This is a genomic window from Micromonospora sp. HNM0581 (assembly GCF_012726175.1).
Taxonomy (GTDB): domain Bacteria; phylum Actinomycetota; class Actinomycetes; order Mycobacteriales; family Micromonosporaceae; genus Micromonospora.
In genome coordinates, this window is record NZ_JAASAD010000016.1 from 91581 (window position 1) to 107775 (window position 16195).

General features: G+C 69.5%; 16 protein-coding genes, 2 tRNA genes, 1 rRNA gene, 1 other RNA gene and 1 pseudogene. 13 read left to right on the forward strand and 8 right to left on the reverse strand.

Annotated features, from left to right (window positions below; all coding sequences use genetic code 11):
• Window positions 1–104: 104 nt before the first annotated feature.
• An RNA gene (ffs, locus tag HCA58_RS18560) (signal recognition particle sRNA small type) lies at window positions 105–194 on the reverse strand.
• An 81-nt stretch (window positions 195–275) separates the two neighbouring features.
• Between ffs and HCA58_RS18565 the strand changes: the two genes are divergently transcribed.
• From HCA58_RS18565 to HCA58_RS18600, 8 genes and pseudogenes are all read left to right on the forward strand, one after another.
• Window positions 276–360, forward strand: a tRNA-Ser gene (locus HCA58_RS18565).
• A gap of 223 nt (window positions 361–583) precedes the next feature.
• Entirely contained in the window at window positions 584–949 is a 366-nt protein-coding gene (locus HCA58_RS18570; protein WP_169599107.1) for a PadR family transcriptional regulator, read from the forward strand.
• Window positions 946–2100 carry a hypothetical protein gene (locus HCA58_RS18575; protein ID WP_169599108.1) on the forward strand — a complete coding sequence of 385 codons (1155 nt, stop codon included), beginning with the start codon at window positions 946–948 and terminating at the stop codon, window positions 2098–2100. The genes HCA58_RS18570 and HCA58_RS18575 overlap by 4 nt, the downstream gene beginning before the upstream one ends.
• Window positions 2101–2131: 31 nt before the next feature.
• Window positions 2132–2476 (forward strand): annotated as a pseudogene (locus tag HCA58_RS18580) (DUF5753 domain-containing protein); the annotation flags it as partial.
• A complete protein-coding gene (locus HCA58_RS18585; protein WP_169599110.1) occupies window positions 2467–2673 on the forward strand; it encodes a DUF397 domain-containing protein in 207 nt (68 codons plus the stop codon). The pseudogene HCA58_RS18580 and the gene HCA58_RS18585, both read left to right, overlap by 10 nt.
• A 43-nt stretch (window positions 2674–2716) precedes the next feature.
• Entirely contained in the window at window positions 2717–3274 is a 558-nt protein-coding gene (locus HCA58_RS18590) for a hypothetical protein (protein ID WP_169599111.1), read from the forward strand.
• Between the two features lie 39 nt (window positions 3275–3313).
• Window positions 3314–3844 (forward strand): hypothetical protein, encoded by a 531-nt coding sequence (locus HCA58_RS18595; RefSeq protein ID WP_169599112.1) that lies wholly within the window; start codon window positions 3314–3316, stop codon window positions 3842–3844.
• A 215-nt stretch (window positions 3845–4059) separates the two neighbouring features.
• Window positions 4060–6483: a hypothetical protein gene (locus tag HCA58_RS18600; RefSeq protein ID WP_169599113.1), complete on the forward strand. Its 2424-nt coding sequence runs from the start codon at window positions 4060–4062 to the stop codon at window positions 6481–6483.
• Between the two features lie 60 nt (window positions 6484–6543).
• Here the strand turns inward: HCA58_RS18600 and HCA58_RS18605 are convergent.
• Window positions 6544–6630 (reverse strand) — tRNA-Ser (locus HCA58_RS18605).
• A 75-nt stretch (window positions 6631–6705) separates the two neighbouring features.
• Between HCA58_RS18605 and deoD the strand changes: the two genes are divergently transcribed.
• Complete coding sequence (deoD, locus tag HCA58_RS18610; RefSeq protein WP_169599114.1) at window positions 6706–7413, forward strand: purine-nucleoside phosphorylase; 708 nt, start codon at window positions 6706–6708, stop codon at window positions 7411–7413.
• Between the two features lie 44 nt (window positions 7414–7457).
• On the opposite strand, the gene HCA58_RS18615 is transcribed toward deoD, so the two are convergent.
• The 4 genes from HCA58_RS18615 to HCA58_RS18630 form a co-directional block, all read right to left on the reverse strand.
• Window positions 7458–7949: a nucleoside deaminase gene (locus HCA58_RS18615; protein ID WP_240956481.1), complete on the reverse strand. Its 492-nt coding sequence runs from the start codon at window positions 7947–7949 to the stop codon at window positions 7458–7460.
• Window positions 7950–8007: 58 nt separating this feature from the next.
• Complete coding sequence (locus tag HCA58_RS18620; RefSeq protein WP_169599130.1) at window positions 8008–8538, reverse strand: tRNA adenosine deaminase-associated protein; 531 nt, start codon at window positions 8536–8538, stop codon at window positions 8008–8010.
• Window positions 8539–8670: 132 nt separating this feature from the next.
• Complete coding sequence (locus HCA58_RS18625) at window positions 8671–8838, reverse strand: hypothetical protein (protein ID WP_169599116.1); 168 nt, start codon at window positions 8836–8838, stop codon at window positions 8671–8673.
• 87 nt (window positions 8839–8925) lie between these two features.
• Window positions 8926–9309 carry a hypothetical protein gene (locus tag HCA58_RS18630; protein ID WP_346776038.1) on the reverse strand — a complete coding sequence of 128 codons (384 nt, stop codon included), beginning with the start codon at window positions 9307–9309 and terminating at the stop codon, window positions 8926–8928.
• A gap of 171 nt (window positions 9310–9480) precedes the next feature.
• Between HCA58_RS18630 and HCA58_RS18635 the strand changes: the two genes are divergently transcribed.
• A complete protein-coding gene (locus HCA58_RS18635) occupies window positions 9481–9816 on the forward strand; it encodes a hypothetical protein (RefSeq protein WP_169599040.1) in 336 nt (111 codons plus the stop codon).
• A 90-nt stretch (window positions 9817–9906) separates the two neighbouring features.
• Complete coding sequence (locus tag HCA58_RS18640) at window positions 9907–10971, forward strand: PHP domain-containing protein (protein WP_169599117.1); 1065 nt, start codon at window positions 9907–9909, stop codon at window positions 10969–10971.
• A gap of 36 nt (window positions 10972–11007) precedes the next feature.
• On the opposite strand, the gene HCA58_RS18645 is transcribed toward HCA58_RS18640, so the two are convergent.
• Complete coding sequence (locus tag HCA58_RS18645) at window positions 11008–11988, reverse strand: DMT family transporter (RefSeq protein ID WP_169599118.1); 981 nt, start codon at window positions 11986–11988, stop codon at window positions 11008–11010.
• Between the two features lie 172 nt (window positions 11989–12160).
• Here HCA58_RS18645 and HCA58_RS18650 point away from each other — a divergent pair, with 172 nt between their 5' ends.
• Together HCA58_RS18650 and HCA58_RS18655 are read left to right on the forward strand one after the other, a co-directional pair.
• Window positions 12161–13831 carry a DUF885 domain-containing protein gene (locus HCA58_RS18650; RefSeq protein WP_169599119.1) on the forward strand — a complete coding sequence of 557 codons (1671 nt, stop codon included), beginning with the start codon at window positions 12161–12163 and terminating at the stop codon, window positions 13829–13831.
• A 187-nt stretch (window positions 13832–14018) separates the two neighbouring features.
• Window positions 14019–15833, forward strand: coding sequence for a VanW family protein (locus HCA58_RS18655; protein ID WP_169599120.1), 1815 nt, complete (start codon window positions 14019–14021; stop codon window positions 15831–15833).
• A 247-nt stretch (window positions 15834–16080) separates the two neighbouring features.
• On the opposite strand, the gene rrf is transcribed toward HCA58_RS18655, so the two are convergent.
• Window positions 16081–16195 (reverse strand): 5S ribosomal RNA (rrf, locus tag HCA58_RS18660); the annotation flags it as partial.

Consider the following 16195-nt stretch of genomic DNA (forward strand, 5'->3'; position numbering starts at 1 on the left):
TGGTGCCGGGATGATCCACTCCGGTTGCGGCATCTTGCGGCCTCCACCGGCCGGGAAACCCCCAGATGCCGCAACCGGGGCGCGCCGGAGGGCGCCGGAGACAGAAAGGCCCCCCGTGCACCCGGCAGAGCTCGCTTATCCTTGCTGCCTTCCGGCCCTGGGGAGGTTCACGAGATACCGCCGCACGGGAGGTACGCCCAGCCTACCCGACCGACCGTGGATCCTCAGGGGGTGGTGGGGTGGGAAGCTCGGCGCGGACCTGTATCCTGGCTCGCGGAGGATTCGCCTAGAGGCCTAGGGCGCACGCTTGGAAAGCGTGTTGGGTTCACACCCTCACGAGTTCGAATCTCGTATCCTCCGCTCTCCTGAGCAGCGTAAACGAACAGGGCCGGCCCCCACGGGACCGGCCCTGAGTCGTCTTCGACGTCGCTCCCGTCTCAGTTGACCGCCCGTAAGCCACAGGCGGACCAGGACGTGCCCGGCCACACCCTCCTCACCAACTGGAACGGTCCATGACGCCAAGGGCCGAGCCACACCAGCAACTCAGGTAGACGAGATATAACGTCAGACGTACTATACGTTCATGCGGGAACCCACATTTCTGATCCTCACCGCGTTGGCCGCGCAGCCGTTGCACGGCTATGGCGTCATCCGGTCGGTCGACGAGTTGTCGGCGGGCGAGGTCAAGCTGCGGCCGGGCACCCTTTACGGCGCCCTGGACCGGCTGGCCGAGCAGGGCCTGGTCACCGTCGACCGGGAGGAGGCCGTCGAGGGTCGGCTGCGCCGCTACTACCGGCTCAGCGACACCGGTGCCGCCGCGTTGCAGGCACAGGTCGAGCGACTTCGCCGGCACGCCGCCGCCGCAGAGGTCCAGTTGGGCAAGCGCCTGGGCGGTGCGCTGAGCTTCGGCCTGGTGATCGCCCCGACCGCAGGCGAGGTGACCGGATGACCGCAGCCTGGTCGGCCCCCGACCCCAGCGCCGCCGCTGCCAAGCCGGCCGAGCCCGACAACGCCAACCCGAGCACGCCCAGCACCTCTGCCTGGCCGAACGCCGATGACCGGCTGGAGCGTGGCTACCGCAGGCTGATGCTCGCCTACCCGCGTCGGCACCGGCGGCGGCACGGTACCGAGGTGGTGACCACGCTGCTGGAGATGGCGGAACCGGGCCAGCGCCGCCCCCGGGCCAGTGAGGCTCTCCACCTGATCGGCAGCGGCCTGCGGCTGCGGTTCCGGCTGCCCGCCGGCCGGCCGTTCATGGCGATCGCGGCGCTGCTCGCCGCACTGGTCATGGGCGGTTTCGGTGCCGCCGCCGGCTCCTGGCTCGGTGCCCAAACATTCGCGGACCTGCCCGACGCCGACAGCTCGACGCGCCTGATGCAGTTGGCCGGCGGGCTCGGCGAGTCGAGCCAGTACCGCGTGAAGACGAACTGGCACGCCCACCGAAGCAACGTGACCGACGCCGTCGCGGCCGGTTGGAACGGCGAGCAGGTCCGGCAGCGGTTCGCCGATGCGGGTTGGTCCGTCTCCGAGTCCACTCCGCTCTCCGGGCGCCGCGTCACGGTCAACCCGGACGGCACCACCACCGAGACCACATTGCGTGGCACGCGGTTCAACGCCGAGTCCGGCGGCCTGCTCATCCAGGTACGCGCGTACATCGCCGAAGACGGCGGCAGCGTATCGATCGACGCCACGCCAACCCGTACCACCGCCTTCCTGCCCTTGGTCGCTATCGGCGTGGCCGTCGGGCTGGTCGTCGGCTGGCTCGTCGCGGCGGCCGTCGCGTACCAGATGACGGCAGCACCGCCTGGACGCCGGATGACCGCCGGTGCGCTCTGGGGGACCTCTCTGCTGGCGCTGGCGCTACCGACGTTCGCGCTGTACGGCAACGCCGTGCGGATCGTTCGCGCTGACGGCGGCGTTGATGACGGCGGCCTGCTCACCGTGCACAGCGCCTTCACCCCAGGCGAGTACTACTACCCCTTCGGACCGTCCTGGCTGATCCTCGGGCTGACCATCGCCGGTCTCGCGGTCGCCGTCGCGACGCTGCTCGTCGCCCGGCCCGGCAGGCAACCACCGCAGCAGGTCGCCGTGGCGAACTGAACACGGTGACCTGACCGACACGGAGACGGGGGCCGTGCTGGACGAGGCGGTGCTGCGCCGGCCGGTCGGCGGCCCGGTCGTGATGCGCGAGCAACTGCTGGCGCTCGCCGAAGCGTCGACCCGGCCGCACATCCGGATTCATGTGGTGCCGTCCACAGTGGGCGAATACGCTGGGCTGAACGGCCCGTTCATCATCGCCACCGCGTCGGATCACCGTCTTGCCGGCTACCTGGACAACCAGTTGCAGGGGCAGGTGGTCAGCGAGCAGGCCGAGATCGCGGCGATACTTGCCGCGTGGGAGAACGTGCGCGGCGAGACGCTTTCGCACTGGCAGTCGGTCGACCTGATCAGGGAGGTGGCGCAGTCATGGCAGTGAACGACACCCCGGCGCTGTCCGGCGCCCGGTGGCACAAGAGCAGCCGCAGCAGCGGTAACGGCGGCGCCTGCGTCGAGGTCGCCCGGAACCTGCCCGACGTGGTGGGCGTACGCGACTCGAAGGACCCGGCAGGTCCAGCGCTGGTGTTCAGCCCGGCCGCCTGGCGCGCCTTCGTCGCCACCGTCGACAAGACCTGACCACCGTCGTACACATGTTCTATCCACAGGTTGTGGAAGCCGGGTGAGTTACCAGCTCAGCGCGGTCGTCGCGGACGCCGAGCTGCTGCGCGAGGAGACCCGCGAGCTGGATCATGCCGTGCTCGGCGAGCTGCGGCAGGACTTCGCGCTGCTGCCGGTCACGCCGCAGCTCGTGCTGGAGCTGACCGGGACCCCGCCGGACTACCGCACCGACGAGCCCGGCCCGGAGCAACCGTTCGAGCTGGTCTTCTCCCCCGCGCTGACCGAGGTGCTGGCCCGCTGGTCGGTGCGCGGCCCGCTGGCGTACGTCGAGGCGGAGTTCGCCGGTGGGGCCGGTCACCAGGCCGCGGCGGTCTGGCTGGGCGGCAGCCTCGCCTGGGGGCCGCGCTTCGACGCGGCGCTCGACGGGCCACGCCCGGAGTGGCCGATCAACGCGGCGCTCGTCGAGCTGGGCGTGGAGCCGGGCCGGTGGATCGACCCCTTCGCTGAGCTGGGTCTACATGTCGAGCGGAGCACCGAGGGATGGCTCATGCACGGGCGGCGAGGGCTCAGCGCCGACTACTGGGACGAACTGGCAGACGAATGGGAGGCTCGGCAATAACCTCAGCACCCCCGTCACGTTGGGGACTGGGGGATTCTGATGAAATTGCGACAATTCGGCTTCATCGCCGCTCTACTTCTGGCTGCCTCGACATCGGGCAGCGGAGTCATGCCACCGGACACCCTCGCCGTCCGCGAGCCAGTCGCGTCGGTCAGCGTCGTCGATCTCGACGGAGTGGCCGATGTGGACTTCGGTGATTCGGAAAGCGAGCTGACCCGGCGCGGCATCCTGCGCACCGACGTCGACGCCTGCGGCCCGACGCTGGCCGGGCACGACGAGATCAGCCCGATCTTCATCGATGATCGGCTGGTGCTGCTCTGGGCCGGCGACCCGGTCCGCACCCCGGAAGGCATCGCGGCCGGCTCACCCGTCGCCGAAGTCCAGGCGAGCTACCCGACCGTACGGGAGCTGCACGCTCCGCAGGGGACATACCGCTTCGACGGCCTGCTCGCCCGCGACGGCGACCGCGCCTACCTCTTCCTGCACGACGGCCATACGGTGCGGAAAGTCATCGCCGGGTACGCCGACTGGGCGCACCGTCTCTTCGTCGAGGGCCACGCCCCCTGCTGACGCCGTCCTGACACGAATCGGCGTCCCGGGTGACGCATTCACACCAACGTTCCTGTCGTTCCGGGGACCTGTTGCCAGGAGATCGATTGAGATGAAATCATCCGGCCACACGCGCCCGACGGGCGCATCACCACGGGGAGTGTGGCGTGAGAGGCATCCTGCCTGCCCATCGTCCAGATCAAACGAGAAGACCCGTCCTCATCCGCAGCGCGTTGGTGACTCTGACCGTCGCCGCGACCGTCGGCGTCGGAGCGCCCGCAGTCGCGGATCCCACGGCCGCCACCAGTGTGTCCAATCCGGCCGGCGCCGTCCACCCAGCCGCAACCGCCGCACCGGCCATCCCGGTAGCGCCGGACACACCCGCAGCACCCGAAGTCGAGGCACGCCCCGTCAAGCTGACGGAGGCTGCCGCCGACCAGTGCGGTGGCAGGCTCGCACTCGGGCGGGTCGCTTCCTGTTCCACCATCGTCGACCAACAACAGCATCAGTTCACGGTGACCACAACCGTCGACTCCGACGTGCTCATCGGCCGGCTGACCCAGTTGTCGGGAGAAATTGTCCAGGCGCAGGTCACCGATCCGGGCGGCAGCCAGGTCTGCTTCCTGAGCAGCTACTCGACGGAGTGTCAACTCGGCCCGGCCGGGCGTTACACGGCGACCGTGTACATCTATTACGGCACGGGCACCAGCAGCTACCTGCTGTCGTTCGAGTCGACGAAGGCCCCGTCCGCCTGCAAGACGCTGCCGGAGAGGTTCTTCTCCTTCGCCTCGCCGGGCGTCAGCGGCACCCTCCGGGCCGGGTTGGCGGCCCGGTGCTTCACCTTCGACCAGCCGACCGGCACCGTCCTGCACCTAGCCGACCCGAGCGGCACCGACGACGTGCAGGGCAGCGTCCGTGACGCGGAAAATCAGCCGGCGGGATGCAACGTCCGCTACGCCCAGAATTGCACGCTCACTGGCCCCGGCCCGTATCGACTGTTCCTTGAGGAGACGTACGGCAACGAAGCGCCCTACAACCTCAGGATGCCGCGCATATCACACGCGTTCGGCTGCCCCACCCTGCCGCTGACTGGCTTCGGTGACCCCGGTCCGTCTGGCGGCAGCGGAACCATACCGGCCTCCGAGATCGGCTGCCAGGCGCTGACCGCCGCCGCACCTGGCACCGTCGCCATCCGCTTCGACGGTTTCGCGGCCCAACGATTTTACTGGTATCTGTACGACGTCGACGGGCAACAGGTTTGTAGCCAGTACGAAAACGCCCGCTCCTGCGCCCTACCGCAGGCTGGCTCGTACACACTGATCGCCCGCAACAATAACTGGGATCCGGTCGTCTACCAGGCGGCGGTGACTAGCCTGAACGGCAGCGACGGTTGCGCCCCGCTCACCGGCACCGCCTGGGACCCACCGGCCGTGGTGGTGAGCCAGACGTCACCGGTGCAGACCAACTGCCAGCCGTTCACGGCGGAGGCCGGTGACCGGATCATCGTGTACGGCGCACCGGATCGCTGGAACCAGCTCTCCACGTGGCTGGTCGATGAGCAGGGCACTGTCCTGTGCACCGAGTGGTCAGAGGAGGACGGGTGCGTGCTGCCCAACGACGGCACGTACCGCGTGATCTCCTACCTGTCGGGCTGGGATTCAGGCACCACCGAGTTGACGTACCGGTTGCAGATCCGAGCGTTGGACGACCCAAGTGGTTGCCCCACGGTCACGCCCGGCAGTTACGGCACCGCCCCGGAGGCCGGGCTCGCCGGCATCCGCTGCCGGGTTCTCGATATTCCGGCGGCCGGCACCTACCAAGTCCGGGCGGTGAACGCCAACAACTACCGGCAGTACCCCACCATCTACGACGCCTCCGGTCTCCGGGTCTGCTCCTGGCAGCATTGCCAGTTCCCTGCCGCAGGCCGGTACACCCTGGTCCTGAACGGTCCGGAGGTAAACAAGGTGATCGACAATGATCACCTGTACACCGTCAGCGTGTTGCCTGTCGCGCCGTCGAACTGTGCGACGGCAGCCGACGACGGCCCCTCCATCGAACCGTTCCGGGACAGCTTCACCGCGCCGGGCGAGGTCGACTGCGTCGAACTGCCCAGCCCGGCCGGGGCGCGGATCGTTCGGTGGGCACCGGGCGACGCGACCGGTGCGGCCCGACCCGAGATCACCATCGTCGACGCTACCGGGGCGTATCTCTGCGACTACAACTCGCTGTACCAGTACAGCTGCGAACTCACCGGCACCGCACCCTTCTACGCCGTCCTGGTCAGCCCGGAGAACACAGCCGGCGGAGCGTACTCAGTGGCGTTCAGCCGGGTCGACGGATCGTCTTCCTGCCCGGAGTTGCCCCGCGGAGACGTCGGTGCCACCTTCGACGCCGGCCCGGATGACTTCGTAGCCTGCTTCACCGTCCCCGCGGACCAGCATGGAGCCCGGGAGAGTTTCACCTGGCAGCGCACCGCCGGCAGCGGTGACGCCAGTCTGTCGGTCTTCACCGAGGCCGGGGTCCGATACTGCGGTCCGACGTCGCAGTCGGTGAACCGAACAGTCACCTGCCACCTGCCGGATGGTCCGCTGACGGTGTTCCTCGAGGCCGACGGTGTCGATGCCTCCTACCGGCTCACCCACCGCGAGCCGAGCGCCTGACGTAGGCCGAACGCCCGGCGGGTCCTCGCAGACCTGCCGGGCGTTCTCGCTGTTCACGAGCGGTGGCGGAGGGATTTGAACCCTCGGAGGGCGTAAACCCTCACACGCTTTCGAGGCGTGCTCCTTAGGCCGCTCGGACACGCCACCGCCGACGAGGGTACAGGACGGCAGGCTAGGACACCGAACCGGTCCCTGCCAGGCCGGCCTGGCAGGATCAACGCCATGAGTACGCACATCGGCGCGAAGCCGGGCGAGATCGCCGAGCGGGTCCTGATGCCGGGCGACCCGCTACGGGCCAAGTGGATCGCGGAGACCTACCTTGAGGGCGCGAGCTGCTACTCGACGGTGCGGGGCATGCTGGGCTTCACCGGCCGTTGGAGCGGCGTCGAGGTTTCCGTGCAGGGTTCCGGCATGGGCATGCCGTCGGCGTCGATCTACGCTCACGAGTTGGTCAACGAGTACGGTGTTAAGTCACTGATCCGGGTCGGCTCGTGCGGCGCGCTCACCGAGGAACTCCAGTTGCGCGACGTGGTTGCGGCGATCGGGTCGTCGACCGACTCGAACATGAACCGGATGCGTTTCGACGGGCTGATCGACTACGCCCCGGTCGCCGATTTCGGGCTGCTGCGTACCTCGGTGGAGGTGGCCGAGCGACGCGGCATCGCGATGCGGGTCGGGCCCATCCTGGCCGCCGACGCCTTCTACACCGACCGGCCGGACCTTTACGACAGCCTCGCGGAGTACGGCGTGCTGGCGGTGGAGATGGAGTCGGCGGCGCTGTACACAATCGCGGCCCGGTTCAGGGTTCGCGCTCTGACCCTGTTGACGGTGAGCGACCACATCAAGACCGGTGAGAAGACCACCTCCCAGGAGCGGGAGCAGACCTTCAGCCAGATGGTCGAGATCGCCCTGGAAACGATCACCGCCTGACCCCTCGGGCCTCGGGCGGGGCCGCGGGCCGGGAGCGGACGCCGTCAGCGGAAGAAGGCGCGCAGGACGGCGGCGTTTTCGGTTTCGAGGACGCCGCCGTACACCTCGGGCCGGTGGTTGAGCCGGCGGTCGCGCAGCACGTCCCAAAGCGAGCCGGCGGCACCGGTCTTGGGTTCCCAGGCGCCGAAGACCACCGTCGTGACCCGGGCCAGCACCAGCGCTCCGGCACACATCGTGCAGGGTTCGAGGGTCACCACCAGGGTGCAGCCGTCCAGCCGCCACCGGCCCAGCCGCTGGGCGGCTCGGCGTAGCGCGAGCACCTCGGCGTGCGCGGTCGGGTCGCCGGTCAGCTCGCGTTCGTTTCGGCCGACCGCCAGCTCACGGCCGTCCGGCCCGTAGAGCACCGCGCCTACCGGCACGTCGCCGGATTGGCCGGGCTCGGCCTCGACGGCATCGCCAGCCGCCGCCGGGCCGGCCGCTACACCGCCCGAAGGCGCGACGTCCCCGGTCACCGCGACTTCGAGGGCACGGCGCATCCAGAGCTCGTGCCGCTGCCGCCGGCCCGTACCGGCCGGGTCGTTCACGTCGGCGGGCTCATGCCTCGCGCAGCTCCTCGACGTCGTCGACGCAGCCGAGCACCTGGCAGATCTCGACGGTGACATCGGCCGGCATCATGCCTCCGTGGGCGCAGAGGGCGAGTAGCCGCTGTGCGGGTATGCCCAGGTCGGTAAGGAGGTCCGCCTCGCCCACCGGGTCCGCCTCCGGGTCGACGGCGGGTTGCTCGTTGTCGTCGTCGCCGGTCGTGACAGTCGGACGCGCCTCCTCGGTGTCGTCGAGCCCGGTCACCGACGTTTTCAGGTCACCGACCAGCAGTGCGCCCAGCCGGGACTCCTCCGCGTACGCCGAGTCGGAGCCGAAGACCCGCAGGTTTTCGCCCTCGTCAAGACGCAGGATGACCAGGTAGGTGTCGTCCGCCTCCACGAAGAGCAGTGACAGGTCCGCGTCCGGGGCGATATCGCGGAGCCGCTCGGCGACCTCGTCGACGTCGGCGGTACCCCGCAGACTCAGTTCCGCGGCTGTCCAGCCGCCCTTCTCGCGCACGACGGCCGCAGCGAAGTACGACACGTTCTCCCCCAAGTTGCCTCGGCACAGCATTCGCCGATCCGTTACGCGTGCACGTTAGCCGGTCGTGTCGGCAGGCGACCGGTCAACGCCCCGAAGGGCCGGTCATTCCTGGGGAAGGATCTTCCGAACCGCTCAGCCGGCGGGGCGTCGGCGAATGGCGATCAGTTGGCGGAGTTGTGCGGTACGGGCCCGCTGTGGCCGTTCCCGTTCGCGTACCGCGCGCGCGTCCGCCAACTGTGCCAGAAGCTGGAGGCGGCGGCGGCTGCGATCGGGATCCAGCCGCGGAGTGGTCCAGGCCATACCGGGAGCGTGCCGAGTCGCGGCGACCTAGTCAAGATGGGTTTCAGTGTCGGCGCGACGACGCACCGCAGTCGCTGTCGACAGGGTTCACCACAACGGCCAGTCGCCACTGCTCAACCAGCGGGTGGCGACCGCGGCGGCGGCGATGCTCCACCCTCCGGCAGTGACGATCGCGATACCGGCCGCCACTCCCCGATCGCCGTGTCTGACCAGACCCACGGCCACGAGCCAGGCGAGGGCGCCGGCAAACAGAGTCCACCAGACGTACCCGACGAGACTGCCGCCGAGCAGGCCGAAGAGGACGAGCCAGGCGAGGGTGCAGACCGCCCCAACGGTGACTCCGACACCACCGACCGGGTTCGGCTCGCGGTAGCTGGGGCGTGGCGGTCGCCCGGTGGGGAAGAGACCCGACGGGTTGTACGGCAACACCGGCACCCACTCCTCCACTCGCGCGGACGCTGCGACTGTCACCGTACCGAGTCTGTCGGGGTGACCGGATGGTTCCGCTGACGATCGGCCCTCGGCCGGCGTACGCCGTGTTGCTGCTCGTGCCGGTGCTCGCTTTCTCACCTTTCTCGAACTCTCGCCATCGACGAAGCGTGCGCCGATCGGCGCGGCCGAACCGGCACGCGTTGGAAAAAGATGCGACCTCCCGTCCCACGCCGCCCCCACCACCGGGTCCTGGCCGCCACCGCCGCTGCGACCCTGGTCCTCGGTGGGCTGGCTGTCATCGCCAGCTTCGCCGCGCAGGCCGCGCCGGTCGGCGCCGGGACCTGCTCATCCCGGACGCGAACAACTACGACCGCTCCGGACACCCGCTTGCCGTACCTGCGCGACTTCGACATCTACGCGGGGCACGACTGGGCCTCCGCTCACGGCGCATTCGCCAGTGGTGACGGCGGCGCGTACGGGCGCACACCACACCATGATCCACCTCGCGCCGCCGGTCGCACCGCGACCGGCAGCGCGGACGCGTAGGTTGCACATCATGAGCGAGCGCCAGCGAGCGAACCATCAGCGCAGCGCGCCGGTGCCTCGGGTCGGCACGCAGCGCTGCGGAGTGGCGACATGAGCGTCCGGGATCCCATCGCCGACCTGCGGCGGATCGCCTTCCTGCTGGAGCGGGCGAACGAGGCCACCTACCGGGTACGCGCCTTCCGCTCGGCGGCCAGGACGCTGGCCGAGCTTCCGGCTGAGGAGGTGGGCGAGCGGGTCCGGGCCGGCAGGCTCACCGAGCTGGCCGGGGTCGGCGACGTCACCGCCCGTTGCGTGGCCGAGTCGCTGGCCGGGGAGGAGCCGGTCTACCTGCGCCGGCTGGTGGCCACCGAGGGCAGCGACCTGGATGCCGAGGCCACCGCCCTGCGTACCGCCCTGCGCGGCGACTGCCACACCCACTCGGACTGGTCCGACGGTGGGTCCCCGATCGAGGAGATGGCGCTGGCCGCCGTCGAGTTGGGCCACGAGTATCTGGTGCTGACCGATCACTCGCCCCGGCTGAAGGTGGCCCGGGGGCTGACCGCCGACCGGCTCCGCCGCCAGCTCGACCATGTGGCGCGGCTCAACGAGGCGCTGCCGGAGGGGTTCCGTGTCCTCACCGGCATCGAGGTCGACATCCTCGCCGACGGTTCGCTGGACCAGGACGAGGACCTGCTGGCCCGACTGGACGTGGTGGTCGGTTCGGTACACAGCGGCCTCAACGACGACCGGGCGAAGATGACCCGCCGGATGCTGGCCGCCGTCGCCAATCCGCACCTGGACATCCTCGGCCACTGCACGGGCCGGATGGTCTCCTCCCGGCCGGTCGGGGTGACCGGGCCGGGCGACCGGGGGCACCGCGCCCGGACCCGGGCCGAAAGTGACTTCGACGCCGACGCGGTCTTCGCCGCCTGCGTGGCGAACGACACCGCCGTGGAGATCAACTCACGTCCGGAGCGGCAGGATCCACCGAAACGGCTGATCCGGCGGGCGTTGGAGGCCGGTTGCCGGTTCGCCATCAACACCGACGCGCACGCTCCAGGTCAGTTGGACTGGCAGCGCTTCGGCTGTGAGCGCGCCGCCCGGTGCGGCGTCCCCGCTGATCGGGTGGTCAACACGTGGAGAGCCGAGGAACTGGTCGCCTGGACCCGCGCCTGAGGACACCCGGCGGGGTTCAGGCCCGCCCGCGACCGGTCAACGGGTGACGGGTTCGACGACGGGTGCCGTCGGGGTGCCCGCACCCTGCGCCACCCGGCGACGCCGCCGGCCGACCAGGCCCTGTGAGACGGCGACGCCGAGCAGCACGATGAGCGCGCCGGCCGGCTGATGCCAGGTCAGTCGCTCGTCGAGCACGACCGCGCCGATCAGCACCGCGAACACCGGAACCAGGTACGTCACGGTGGAGGCGGTGCTCGCGCCCACGATCCGGATGTTCCGCAGGTGGATCACGAAGGCGAGCCCGGTGCCGAGCGCGCCCAGCACCAGCACCGCCGCGAGTACCCGCGGGGACAGCGCGGTCGGCAGCGGCGGCGCACCGGCCACCATCGGCGACACGATCGCGAGCTGCCCTACCGCGACGACCAGCTGAGCCGCCGACAGGGACAACCCGGACAGGGTGCTGCCGGCGACGAACTTCTTCTGGTACGGGATGGCCAGGCCGTAGCAGGCGGCGGCACCGAAGCACATCAGCTGACCGACGAAATGCGCACCGCCGACGCCCTGCCACACACCGAGCACCACCAGGACCCCGGTGAAGCCGAGCGCGAGCCCGAGGGCGCCGCGTGCGGTCAGCCGCTCGGTGCGGAACACCAGCACGGCCAGCGGCAGCACGACAAGTGGCGTGGTCGCGTTCCAGATGCCGGCGAGCATCGACTCGACCCGCTGCTCGCCGTAGCCGAACAGGGTGAACGGCAGCGCCACCCCGAAGGCGGCGATCACCGTCAGGTGCCCCCAGACCCGCGGGTCACGGGGCAGCCGGTCACGCAGCACGGCCAGCACCCCTAGCAGGGTCAACGCGCCGAAGCCGACCCGGTAGAGGGTGAGGTGCAGCGGGTGCAGCTCGGTCACCCCCACCTTGATGAAGAGGAAGCTGGAACCCCAGATCGCGGCCAGCGCGACGAAGCCGGGCAGCCAGCTCCGCAGCGCCGGAAGGTCAGGGGCGATCTCGCGTGTCACCCCTGACACTCTGCTCCCGGGGTACGACTTTGTCCTGCGGTTTTCGGTCGTCGTGTCACGCGCCACAGAACCACCGACAGTGGTGCAGCGTCGGCCGGCAGATCCGGCCGACCTGCTGCCCTGACCGCTCGGCGGCACCACCTCCACGCCCGCCTCGCGTAGGGTGCGCAGCGTGGGAAGAATCGACGAACTGGCCGACCGCTACGTCGCCGAGTGGGCCGCACTGAGCCCCACCGGCGCCACCGCCGTCGGCATCGCCGGCCATGACGACACGTTCGACGACCTGTCTCCGGACGGGTACGCCGCCCGCGCCGAGCTTGCCCGACGGACTCTGGCCGCGCTCGACACGATCGAACCGGAGACGGAAGCCGAGCGGACCGCGCGGGAGGCGATGCAGGAACGCCTCGGGCTGGAGCTGGACCTGTACGTCGCCGGCGAGACCACCAGCGAGGTGAGCGTCATCACCAGCGGGCTGCACGAGATCCGGATGGTCCTCGATCTGATGCCCACCGACGGGGAGCAGGCGCGGGCCAACCTGGCCGCCCGCCTGAACCTCTTCCCGCACGCGTTGGAGCAGTACAAGACCACGTTGCGCGAGGCCGCGGCCGCCGGTCGGGTCAGCGCGCGTGCCCAGCTGATCGAGGTGGCCAAGCAGTGTGACGTCTGGGTCGATCCCGACGGCGACAACGTCTTCCACGGGCTGGTAGAGCGGCTGGGCGAGGAGAGCACCCTCGGTGCCGGGCTGCGTCGCGGTGCGGCGGCGGCCACCGCAGCGACCGCCGAGTTCGGCCAGTTCCTGCGTACCGAGTTGGCCCCGCGCGGGCGGGAGAAGCAGGCCGCCGGTCGTGAGCGCTACGAGCTGGCCTCCCAGTACTTCCTCGGTGCCCGGATCGACCTCGACGAGACGTACGCCTGGGGGTTCGCAGAGCTGGCCCGGCTGGAGGCCGACATGCGGACGGTGGCCGCGCAGATCGTCGGTCCGGGCGCGACCGTCGACGAGGCAGTGGCAGCCCTGGACGCCGACCCAGCACGCACGGTCCGGGGCCGTGACGCGTTCCGCGACTGGATGCAGCAGCTGGCTGACCAGGCGATCACCGACCTCAACGGCACTCACTTCGACATCCCCGAGCAGGTCCGGCGGATCGAGTGCATGATCGCGCCGACCAGTGACGGCTCCATCTACTACACCGGCCCGAGTGAGGACTTCGCCCGCCCGGGTCGAATGTGGTGGGCGGTGCCACAGGGGCTCACGGACTTCTCCACCTGGCGGGAGGTGACCACCGTCTACCACGAGGGGGTCCCCGGGCATCACCTTCAGATCGGCCAGACCGCCGTCCGGGCCGAGTTGCTCAACCGCTGGCAGCGGCTGCTCTGTTGGGTCTCCGGGCACGGCGAGGGCTGGGCGTTGTACGCGGAGCGGCTGATGGAGGAACTCGGCTACCTGGACGACCCCGGCAACCGACTCGGCATGCTCGACGGTCAGGCGCTACGGGCGGCTCGCGTGATCGTCGACATCGGCATGCACCTGGAGCTGGAAATTCCGAAGGACAACCCGTTCGACTTCCATCCGGGTGCGCGCTGGACACCGGAGCTGGGTTGGGAGTTCCTGCGGGCGCACTGTCGGGTGCCGGACGAGATGCTGCGCTTCGAACTCAACCGCTACCTGGGCTGGCCGGGGCAGGCCCCGTCGTACAAGGTGGGCGAGCGAATCTGGCTTCAGGCGCGGGAGGACGCGAAGGCCCGCAAGGGCGCGGACTTCGACCTGCGGGAGTTCCACCGCCAGGCGCTCGACCTCGGTGCGCTCGGTCTCGATCCACTCCGCCGGGCCCTGGCCCGACTCTGACGTCCGCCACAACTTCGCGGGAGTCTGCCCGTGGCGGGCCGGCGGGAACGCCACGATTCGGATGATTCGCGTTCTTCCGGGAGCAGTGGAATGCAGACTCCCGGTCGGTCAGCGCGTTGGCTACCGTAGTTCTCTTCCGGAGTAGGATCCCCTCGCTCCGCATACGGTATGTCGCGAAGAGGTAGTTGTGACGCTGTACGGCGAAGAACATCCACCGCCGGCCGACGACCGGCCCACGGTTCAGGTGGCTGCGGTCACCTGGCCCATCGAGGAGCCGGTGCGTCCGGCGCCTGTCCCGCCGGATGGAGACCGGCCCCGGTCCCGCCGGTTCCGGCTCCTGCTCGCGGCCGGCGTGGCCACTGCGGTGCTCGGCTCGGTAGGTGGGGTGGCCGTCTGGGCGTACGCCGGTGACGTGCCGCGCGGCACCAGCGTGCTCGGCACCGAGCTCGGTGGGCGCAGCCGGACGGACGCGGCCCGGGAGTTGCGGGCACAGCTCGACCGCCGGGCGGCCGAGCTTCAGGCACCTGTCGAGGTACGGGTGGGCGAGCGGACCGCGGAGATCATCCCGGCGGAGGTGGGGTTGACCGTCGACGTGGACGCCACCGTGGCCGCCGCCGCAGCCACCGACGCCCACGCCGTGGACCGTCTGGTCGGATCGCGGGAGGTTGAGCCGGTCGTGTCGGTGGACGTGCCGAAGCTTGAGGCGGCGTTGAAGGAACTCATGGGCGACCAGGGCCGGAAGATGACCATGCCGGCGATCACCTTCTCCGGCACCGAACCGAAGGTGCGGTACCCGAAGCCCAGCCTCACCATCGATTCGGAGCATTCCGCCGAGGCCGTCAAGCAGGGCTGGTTGAGCGGGCAGGCGGTGACCGTTCCGCTTGTGGAGAACCATCCGGTCACCACCTCCGAGGAAGTCGACCGGCTCGTCGCCGAGTTGGCCGAGCCGGCCGTGGCGGCTCCGGTCGAGCTCACCACCGACGGTGGTTCGGTCACCATCCCGCCGCAGGCCATCGCCAAAGGTCTCGTTTTCAACGCTGACGAGGCCGGCAGGCTCACACCCACCGTGGACGTCAAGAAGCTGAAGGCTGCGCTCGGTAGCAAGCTCGACGCCGTCGAGGTGGCCCCGAAGGACGCCACGATGACAGTTTCCGGCGGTAAGCCGAAGGTGGTCGCCGGCCGGACCGGCAAGCAGGTCGACAGCAGCAGCCTCGGCGCCGATCTGCTCACCGTCTTGCCTCTCGGCGAGGGCCGTACGGTCTCCGCCGGCCTGAAGCTGGTGCAGCCCGAAATCACCGCGGAGAAGCTCAGCGGTCTCGGCATCAAGGAGAAGGTTTCGTCCTTCACCACCAACTTCACCGGTGGGCTTTCCTCGCCACGCAGCCAGAACATCGTGACTATCGCCAACGACGTGAAGGGCACGGTGCTGCTGCCCGGGGAGACGTTCTCACTGAACGGTCACACCGGTGAACGTGGCTACGCGCAGGGGTACCGTGACGCGCCGGTGATTCTCGACGGCAAACTGGTACCGGGCGTGGGCGGCGGTACGTCGCAGTTCACGACGACCCTTTTCAACGCTTCCTACTACGCCGGCTTGGAAGACGTCGAACACAAGCCGCACTCGTACTATTTCAGCCGTTATCCGGCGGTCATCGAGTCGACCATCTTCTGGCCCGACCTCGACTTCAAGTTCCGCAACAACACCGAGTACGGCGTCCTGATCGACACGTCGTACACCGGCAGCTCGGTGACCGTGTCGATGTGGAGCACGAAGATCTGGGACAGCGTAAAGACCGAGTACGGTCCCAGGCGGAACTTCACCTCGCCGGAGACCGTCTACCTCGAACCGGGACCGACCTGTATCGCCGCCAACGGCAGCCAGGGCTTCACCCAGGATGCGTTCCGGGTCATCAAGAAGGACGGCAAGGTCGTCAAGCGGGAGAAGTTCAGTTGGACCTACAGTGCGGAACCACGCTTCATCTGCGCCGAGGAACCCGCCTGACGCCCGTCGGCCGACAGCTTGACCACGGCCCCGCCAGCTTCGCGCCGGTGGGGCCGTTCCGTGTGGTACGCCTCGAAGCCGGGTTCCCTTCGCCGGCGCGTTGTCCGGTGTCCGCGGGCCCTCGGCCTCTTCATCACCATGTCGCGGGTGGCACGCCGGTAGCCGAGCAGGTATCGCTGGGTGGTTGGGGGACTGTTCGGGAACGCGTTCAGGGCCACCCATGCGGGTGGCCCTGAACGGAAAGAATGTCCGGCGGTGTCCTACTCTCCCACACCCTCCCGGGTGCAGTACCATCGGCGCTGGAGGGCTTAGCTTCCGGGTTCGGAATGAGACCGGGCGTTTCCCCTCCGCCATGACCGCCG

Bases quoted from the DNA above. Each gene is read 5' to 3' on its own strand.
- HCA58_RS18625 (WP_169599116.1), bottom strand. From the start codon at position 8,838: ATGGCCTGGACCACTCCGCGGCTGGATCCCGATCGCAGCCGCCGCCGC.
- HCA58_RS18585 (WP_169599110.1), top strand. From the start codon at position 2,467: ATGGCAGTGAACGACACCCCGGCGCTGTCCGGCGCCCGGTGGCACAAG.
- HCA58_RS18635 (WP_169599040.1), top strand. From the start codon at position 9,481: ATGCGACCTCCCGTCCCACGCCGCCCCCACCACCGGGTCCTGGCCGCC.
- HCA58_RS18575 (WP_169599108.1), top strand. From the start codon at position 946: ATGACCGCAGCCTGGTCGGCCCCCGACCCCAGCGCCGCCGCTGCCAAG.
- HCA58_RS18595 (WP_169599112.1), top strand. From the start codon at position 3,314: ATGAAATTGCGACAATTCGGCTTCATCGCCGCTCTACTTCTGGCTGCC.
- deoD (WP_169599114.1), top strand. From the start codon at position 6,706: ATGAGTACGCACATCGGCGCGAAGCCGGGCGAGATCGCCGAGCGGGTC.
- HCA58_RS18615 (WP_240956481.1), bottom strand. From the start codon at position 7,949: ATGCGCCGTGCCCTCGAAGTCGCGGTGACCGGGGACGTCGCGCCTTCG.
- HCA58_RS18570 (WP_169599107.1), top strand. From the start codon at position 584: ATGCGGGAACCCACATTTCTGATCCTCACCGCGTTGGCCGCGCAGCCG.
- HCA58_RS18640 (WP_169599117.1), top strand. From the start codon at position 9,907: ATGAGCGTCCGGGATCCCATCGCCGACCTGCGGCGGATCGCCTTCCTG.